The sequence below is a fragment of the Chamaesiphon sp. VAR_69_metabat_338 genome (genome assembly GCF_031423935.1).
GTDB lineage: Bacteria > Cyanobacteriota > Cyanobacteriia > Cyanobacteriales > Chamaesiphonaceae > Chamaesiphon.
On sequence record NZ_JANPGM010000713.1, the window covers coordinates 1 to 6,405 of the forward strand.

9 protein-coding genes and 1 pseudogene are annotated in these 6,405 nt (G+C 48.6%); 3 read left to right on the forward strand and 7 right to left on the reverse strand.

The genetic code is table 11. The annotated features are described in order from the left end of the window. Nucleotides 1–638 (reverse strand): annotated as a pseudogene (locus tag RMO84_RS19945) (tRNA uridine-5-carboxymethylaminomethyl(34) synthesis GTPase MnmE); the annotation flags it as partial. Between the two features lie 158 nt (nucleotides 639–796). On the opposite strand from RMO84_RS19945, the gene RMO84_RS19950 reads away from it, so the two are divergent. Both RMO84_RS19950 and psaI read left to right on the forward strand, forming a co-directional pair. Continuing rightward, the gene (locus RMO84_RS19950; protein WP_310490186.1) at nucleotides 797–2,239 is read left to right on the forward strand and encodes a hypothetical protein; all 1,443 of its coding nucleotides are present in this window, start codon (nucleotides 797–799) and stop codon (nucleotides 2,237–2,239) included. Nucleotides 2,240–2,510: 271 nt separating this feature from the next. After that, nucleotides 2,511–2,618: a photosystem I reaction center subunit VIII gene (gene psaI, locus RMO84_RS19955; RefSeq protein ID WP_310490187.1), complete on the forward strand. Its 108-nt coding sequence runs from the start codon at nucleotides 2,511–2,513 to the stop codon at nucleotides 2,616–2,618. Nucleotides 2,619–2,704: 86 nt separating this feature from the next. On the opposite strand, the gene RMO84_RS19960 is transcribed toward psaI, so the two are convergent. The 6 genes from RMO84_RS19960 to RMO84_RS19985 all read right to left on the reverse strand — a co-directional run bounded on the left by RMO84_RS19960 (nucleotide 2,705) and on the right by RMO84_RS19985 (nucleotide 5,081). After that, the gene (locus RMO84_RS19960; protein ID WP_106311889.1) at nucleotides 2,705–2,824 is read right to left on the reverse strand and encodes a photosystem II reaction center protein J; all 120 of its coding nucleotides are present in this window, start codon (nucleotides 2,822–2,824) and stop codon (nucleotides 2,705–2,707) included. A gap of 49 nt (nucleotides 2,825–2,873) precedes the next feature. Then, complete coding sequence (locus RMO84_RS19965; RefSeq protein WP_396135908.1) at nucleotides 2,874–2,993, reverse strand: photosystem II reaction center protein L; 120 nt, start codon at nucleotides 2,991–2,993, stop codon at nucleotides 2,874–2,876. Nucleotides 2,994–3,008: 15 nt separating this feature from the next. Next, nucleotides 3,009–3,143: a cytochrome b559 subunit beta gene (psbF, locus tag RMO84_RS19970; protein ID WP_310490188.1), complete on the reverse strand. Its 135-nt coding sequence runs from the start codon at nucleotides 3,141–3,143 to the stop codon at nucleotides 3,009–3,011. A gap of 121 nt (nucleotides 3,144–3,264) precedes the next feature. Then, nucleotides 3,265–3,519 (reverse strand): cytochrome b559 subunit alpha, encoded by a 255-nt coding sequence (gene psbE / locus RMO84_RS19975; protein ID WP_310490189.1) that lies wholly within the window; start codon nucleotides 3,517–3,519, stop codon nucleotides 3,265–3,267. Between the two features lie 148 nt (nucleotides 3,520–3,667). Next, nucleotides 3,668–4,663: a photosynthesis system II assembly factor Ycf48 gene (locus tag RMO84_RS19980; protein ID WP_310490190.1), complete on the reverse strand. Its 996-nt coding sequence runs from the start codon at nucleotides 4,661–4,663 to the stop codon at nucleotides 3,668–3,670. Nucleotides 4,664–4,685: 22 nt separating this feature from the next. Beyond that, nucleotides 4,686–5,081, reverse strand: coding sequence for a rubredoxin (locus RMO84_RS19985; protein WP_310490191.1), 396 nt, complete (start codon nucleotides 5,079–5,081; stop codon nucleotides 4,686–4,688). Nucleotides 5,082–5,413: 332 nt separating this feature from the next. Here RMO84_RS19985 and cax point away from each other — a divergent pair. Beyond that, nucleotides 5,414–6,405 (forward strand): calcium/proton exchanger (gene cax, locus RMO84_RS19990; RefSeq protein ID WP_310490192.1); only part of this gene is annotated, 992 nt, incomplete at its 3' end.

The following is a 6,405-nucleotide window of genomic DNA, read 5'->3' on the forward strand; positions in this document are numbered from 1 at the left end:
CGATCGGCTGTCTGCACGATCTGGCCGATTTCGGTCGCTAAAGCCGCTAATTTGGCTTTAATCTCTGATAAATCCAATGGCGGCAAATCTTCCTCAAAATCGATTCTGGCTTCAATCTCGGCGAGTAAATCTAGAGCTTGCGATCGCAATTGACCGATCGGGTGGCGGAGCTTGCCTTGTAATCCCGCAATCGCGGTTTGGGCAGCGGCGGGTGAGAGCGCGCCGACGAGATCGCTGATACTTTCCGCCTGGGTCAAATCGATCCGCCCATTTAGAAAAGCGCGGAGCGTAAATTCGCCTGGTTCGGCGACTTTGGCACCATACTCGACACAGAGTTGCAAAATCTGTTGGACTAAGATAATCCCGCCGTGGCTGTGGATTTCGACTACATCCTCGCGGGTATACGATCGCGGCGCGAGCATGATCAGCAATAAAGCTTCGTCGATCGTGTCACCACTCACAGGATGGCGCACGTAACCGTACAAAATCCGATGACTCTCCCACTGCTGCTGTCCGGGGGTGACAAAAATTTGCCGCGCGATCTTCACAGCCTCGTCGCCAGACAGGCGCACGATGCCCACGCTCCCCTGTTGGGGGAAGACGGCAGTAGCGATCGCGACAATTGTTCCAGTTTGCATGGTGGGAGTTGGGATGTGGGAATCGATTGTGGAGAGGAATAATTAGCTGCTAGTTGCACATCGATCGGGGCAAACCGAACCAAAGTTTCATTCAATATTATGCTTGTATTCTTGTAGAATACTAACGGTTAGATCTAGTGCATCTATAGGGGTAGCTCATGACAGCTTGGGAGTTTTTAATTCAGCGTGAGGGCGATCGTGGTTGGCGGACGATTAAGACAGGCAATCTCCAAATGACAGAAGGACGCTATCGGATTGCCGCGACTAGTCAGCTCCTCGATCCACAGATGCAAACGCGGATGACCCATCAACCGCTAGGCGCGACAGCTACCCAACAGCGATCGAGTACCGCGTACCAAGTAATTGCGGCCAACGGATTGGCGATCGTGATGCCGTTTACGGACTTACAATCGGGGATCTGGCAATTTGTCTGTAGTGGGACGACGCTCGCGCAAACCCCTTGGCACCAGATTCTCAAACTTCGAGTTCTACCGCGTCCTCAATCGAAGACACCCGTAGGCGTAGCTCCTCAGGCTGTAGCTGCCACCCCAGCAGTGCTCCAGTCCCCCCTTCTTCAGGCACAGCATGAAGTTCCAGCCGCTTCAGTATTAGTCGATCGCACGACGACGGAGGATCGCGAAGATCTGCCGCAGCCCACAGCACCATTGGTGTCGCTCTCGATGACTGGCGAGCAGGAATCTTGGGCAGATGGACTCGATCGATTGCTCGCACAACTAGAGCGAGATTCATTGCGCACTCGTCGCACTTCAGCGACAATGCCGTCAGCACCCCCAGATGGTATTCAGATCGCGGCTATTACCGATCTGCCCTCGCAACTGATTAGCCTCGATCGATCGACTTTTTCGGGGATCGTGCCCGGTCATCGGTTGACAGTTAGCGGTGCCTGCAATTTACCACTTTTAAATATTAACCTGGTTCAAACTGTGAAGATCGAAAAGTTGTCGATCTGTTTGCGCCATCCCCAGACTGCCGAAACCATCGTCTCGATCGAACATCCTATTCCCGCCGATCTCGATAAATTTGGCTTTAGCGGTCAATTACAACTCCCCGCCGCGCTCAAAGTCAGCCTGCTCTTGGGAGAAGTCAATCTCTACGACAGACATCACATTCAAATTGCCTCGCGGGGCTTTACGATCGCGGTCAATCTCAATCCACTCCACGAATCCGAACAGTCATTGCTGCATCTACTCGATCGCGATCGATCCGTCGCCACGATGGCTCAACTCGATCGCGATTTAGACATCGAAGCAACCACCATCGGGGTGGGTAGCTCAACACCCGCTCGTCAATTTGCCACGCCATCGACTGTCCCCCCAGTGAGTTCGCCCCAGTATCCCACTGTACCGCTGGCATATCGACGGGAATCAGTATTTGCCCATCAACCAGAAATCGTGCCGGTCGCAGCTCCGCCAAGCAGCCCAGATGTGGGTGTGGAGACGATCGGCACCGAGCCATTATCTCCTTCCCAGCCATTCGATCGAGATATCACTGGCGACCTAGAGATCGATTTTGCCAGCCCTGCGTTCGATCGAGCGTCAGCGGTGCGCGATTATCCCAATTTAGAAATTGTTGTTGATTGATCGATCGATAATGGCAATTCGATCGCCGATGTTTTGGTGCGTTATCCTTACCCCTCTCCCAAGCTTGGGAGAGGGGAGCCAGAGCCGAAGGATCTGGCGGGGTGAGGGCGAAGGGGTTACGCAAGCAGGAGTCTTTTCAAACAGGTTTGGTATCGCTCCCCGCTCCCCACATGAAGATTTACAAACTTTTATCAAATATTTGTGAGCCTTTTTAGCCGACCAATTCAGATAAGATGAGAAGTGAAATCCATCCACTCAGGACTAAATAGTTATGGCAGCTTCATTTCTTCCGTCAATTCTCGTGCCGACTGTAGGTTTGGTATTCCCCGCGATTGCCATGGCATTTTTATTCATGTACGTCGATCGCGACTCGATCTAAGTACCAAGCCAACAAAAAGCCGGACTAGTCCAGCTTTTTGCTGCAATAACGGCAGCAAATCTGGGGTTTAACTACCGCAATTTGGCTTACATCGACGATCCTAGTCCAGCGTAGGAACCATAAAAGAATAGACTTACTACTACAATTACACCCATACCAGCAACAGTCGCTACCAGCCACAAGGGAATTCTTCCTGGCTCAGACATAGTTTTTTTCCTTTGATAAGTATCCCAACAGTAATCCAATTAAAACCGGTTAGTTAAAGAAATAACTAGTAAACAAAATTCCGAGCGTAAATATCATCAATAAGCCCAAAAACAGGGAAGCTCGGTTGAGTTCTACTGGTTGGCCATTGGGATTTGGAGTACGTTCCATAATTACTTTAAAATCCTATCTTTGAATAAATTGCATCGCCGCGATCGCGCCGATAAAGAACACAGTTGGCACGCCCAAAGTATGAACAGCTACCCATCTGACTGTGAAAATTGGATATGAAATAGGCTGATTGCCGCCACTACTAGTCATTAGTTTTGCTCCTAAATTTACAGGAAATTAATTCGATATTTTAGAGATAGACCTTGATGAATCGATCGGCACAACAGTTCGATTTAAATGTTTTAATTCAATTCAAATCGATCGAGTTGGGCTATTTCTTTTGGACAAATTTATCGAGTTGCTGTTTCGACTCAAAGCGATCGGAGACGATTGGTAACTCTTGACGAGTCTGAGTGAAATACTCATTCGGACGAGGAGTCCCAAAAGCATCGTAGGCTAAGCCAGTGCTAACAAACAACCAGCCAGCGACAAACAATGCTGGGATGGTGATGCTGTGAATGATCCAATACCGAATACTGGTCACGATGTCTGAGAAGGGACGTTCTCCAGTCGTTCCGCCTGCCATAATTGCTATGCTCCCAATTTTAAATATCTTTACTCGATCGAGTTTAACTCATAATATTGAAGAAATGTTATCCCTAAATGAGAAATTAGGCTTTGGGTTTTAGGGATTGGGTCTGAGGTGCAAAAACCCGCAGCCTAAAGCCTAAAACCTAAGCCACTCCTTGATACTCAAGTAGGATACCCCGTTGACCGATAATAAAACCACGATCGGCACTAAAGAACAAAATCTTATACAGATTCGATGGTACTTCTTCTACCGCCGCGTCCTTGAGCCAAGTCTTGCCATCATCGTTACTGACGAGCAGATCGCCACTACCACCAGAAACCCACACTTCGGCTGGAGTTCGATAAGCCAGATCTAACAGACCGAGATTGGTTTTCTGTCCGGGGAAGACTTCATTTTCCCACTTATCTGGGGTGGCTGGATCGCTAAATTGGAGTTGTCCGCCCCGTGCGAGCATCCATAACCGCCCATCGTTAGCAAAGCCCATGTTTGACACGCGGCGCGAACTGTTGCGGTTGTGGGGTTCCCAAGAATCTTGTCCGGGCGACCAGATCGAGTAGAAATTACCTTTGGCAGAAACGGCAATATATTTACCTTCTGGCGATCGCGAAATCGTGCGGAACACACCTACTGCGCCACTAACTAGAGCTTTCCAGTTCTTACCAGCATCTTTGGTCGCATAAATCGCCCCAATATCGGTGGTCATTTCGGCGGAGTCTTTACTCAATGCGGTAATAGTTGCCGGGATGCCTGGTAACTTGTCACTGAGGGCAAGTCTTTCCCAAGTTTTGCCAGTATCTCTGGTGTGCAACAAAATTGCAGGTTCGCCCACAATCCAGCCTTCATCGCCAGCAAAACTAATTGAAGTAAAGCGATACTTATCGCTATCGAGTTCGAGTTTGCGATTTTCCCAAGTTTTACCACCGTCGTTAGTCTCCAAAATCGCCGCCTCACTGCCGACAACCCAGCCATGCTGGGGATTGCCAGTAAAGGTTAAGTCTTGAATGTTGGATTCGGTCGGTAATTGGATTGACTTCCAAGGACTAGTTGCCAGGGGCGTAATATGACTGCAACTGACACACAAGAGGCCGATCGCTAGAATAGTAGCAGTTTGTTTGAAAATTCGTTTGAGCAGGTTCATTAGTCGAGACGAGAATTATTAATTAATTTAATGTGTATAGACTCAGGAAAATCACGATCCCTAGTGCGAGTCCACCATAGATCAGGAGGCTTTTTTGGCCGGGACTCATCGTATTGACCCCAAATCCATAGCTCTGATTTTCTTTGAATCCATAGCTGGCTGTAGTACCAACATTGGTAAATACGGCTTTTTTCGCACCACAGGTGGGACATTTCCAAGTAATTGGTAATGCGGTAAATGGTGTACCCGCGATAATTTTATGCTGGGGGTCGCCTTTGTCGGGATTGTAAACGTAGCCACAGGCACGACATTCAAATCGATCGTCGTCGGTGGTGCCCGCCACAACTGCGGGTTGTGAGTCCGTTGTAGGTGCCAGATCGGCTGGGCTACTAGCACTATCTCGTTCTAGATCGCTCATAAACTTAATTTTTAATAGTAGGCAATTATTAATATCCTGTTACAAATTTTGGCATATTATGTCGATGTTTGGTATTCGGTCTTTAATTTGCATTGCGATATCAGCGGGGAGCGGCTCACTCCGGTCGGGTTTCACAGGCGATGGAGGTGAGACAAGACAGCGGGGAGCGAGGAGCGGGGAGATGAAGATGAAACGATAGTATGAAAAAATGATCTCTAAACTCTAGCTCTCCGCTCCCCGCTGTCTTGACCCAAACGCACGCTGAGGGAACCTCAGCGCGATTTGGGTCGCTCCCCGCTCCTTGCTCCCCTTCCCTACCCCCAACCTTTTTCATGTCGATCAAAAAACTCTTCTCGATCGGTTTGCTCGTCTTTATCCCCATTTCGATCGCTGCGGAATATCTGCACTGGGGGGATCTAGTTGTCTTTATCACCTCAGCGTTGGCGATCGTGCCGCTAGCCATTTGGTTGAGCACCGCCACCGAAGAACTAGCCATTATCACTGGGCCGGCTGTAGGTGGGCTGCTAAATGCCGTATTTGGTAACGCTACAGAGTTGATTATTAGTTTAGTCGCACTCAAAGCTGGTCTACTCGATATTGTCAAAGCCAGTATTACGGGAACGATTATTAGCAATCTGCTTTTGGCAATGGGGTTGTCGATGTTTTTAGGTGGCTTGAAATACAAAGAGCAGGAATTCAAACCGATCGTCGCCCAAGTCAATGGTTCTTCGATGACGCTCGCAGTAATTGCAATTCTATTGCCAACGATGGCATTTTATTCGGCAAATAAGTCCGATGCATTTGCGATCGAAAAACTCTCGATCGCCGTAGCAATTATCTTGATTGTCGTTTACGCAATGACTTTAATCTTTTCGCTTAAAACTCACAGCTATTTGTATGATGTCAGCTTGGTAGATTTGGATATGGAAACAACCCGCCACAAGCCAGATTTACGGCTGTGGCTGGGGATTCTGATTGTATCTACGCTGGCTGTTGCTTATGAGTCAGAGATGTTTGTCGGTGTCGTCGAATCAGCCACCAAAGGATTGGGATTAACGCCTTTATTTACGGGAGTAATTCTATTGCCATTAGTTGGTGGGGCAGCAGAATACGTCACCGCAATCGGCGTTGCCCTCAAAAACAATATGGATTTATCTGTCTCGGTCGCGATGGGTTCGAGTTTATTAGTTGCACTTTTGATGGCACCCTTACTGGTATTAGTCGGTTATGCGATCGGTCAACCGATGGATCTAAACTTCAATCCATTTGAAATTGTGGCTGTCGGCGTGGCGGTAATTGTAGCTAATCTGATCGCGCTAGACGG

Coding starts and splice junctions, on each gene's coding strand:
- RMO84_RS19950 (WP_310490186.1), top strand. CDS start 797: ATGACAGCTTGGGAGTTTTTAATTCAGCGTGAGGGCGATCGTGGTTGG.
- psaI (WP_310490187.1), top strand. CDS start 2,511: ATGGCAGCTTCATTTCTTCCGTCAATTCTCGTGCCGACTGTAGGTTTG.
- psbE (WP_310490189.1), bottom strand. CDS start 3,519: ATGGCAGGCGGAACGACTGGAGAACGTCCCTTCTCAGACATCGTGACC.
- RMO84_RS19985 (WP_310490191.1), bottom strand. CDS start 5,081: ATGAGCGATCTAGAACGAGATAGTGCTAGTAGCCCAGCCGATCTGGCA.
- RMO84_RS19965 (WP_396135908.1), bottom strand. CDS start 2,993: ATGGAACGTACTCCAAATCCCAATGGCCAACCAGTAGAACTCAACCGA.
- RMO84_RS19980 (WP_310490190.1), bottom strand. CDS start 4,663: ATGAACCTGCTCAAACGAATTTTCAAACAAACTGCTACTATTCTAGCG.
- RMO84_RS19960 (WP_106311889.1), bottom strand. CDS start 2,824: ATGTCTGAGCCAGGAAGAATTCCCTTGTGGCTGGTAGCGACTGTTGCT.
- psbF (WP_310490188.1), bottom strand. CDS start 3,143: ATGACTAGTAGTGGCGGCAATCAGCCTATTTCATATCCAATTTTCACA.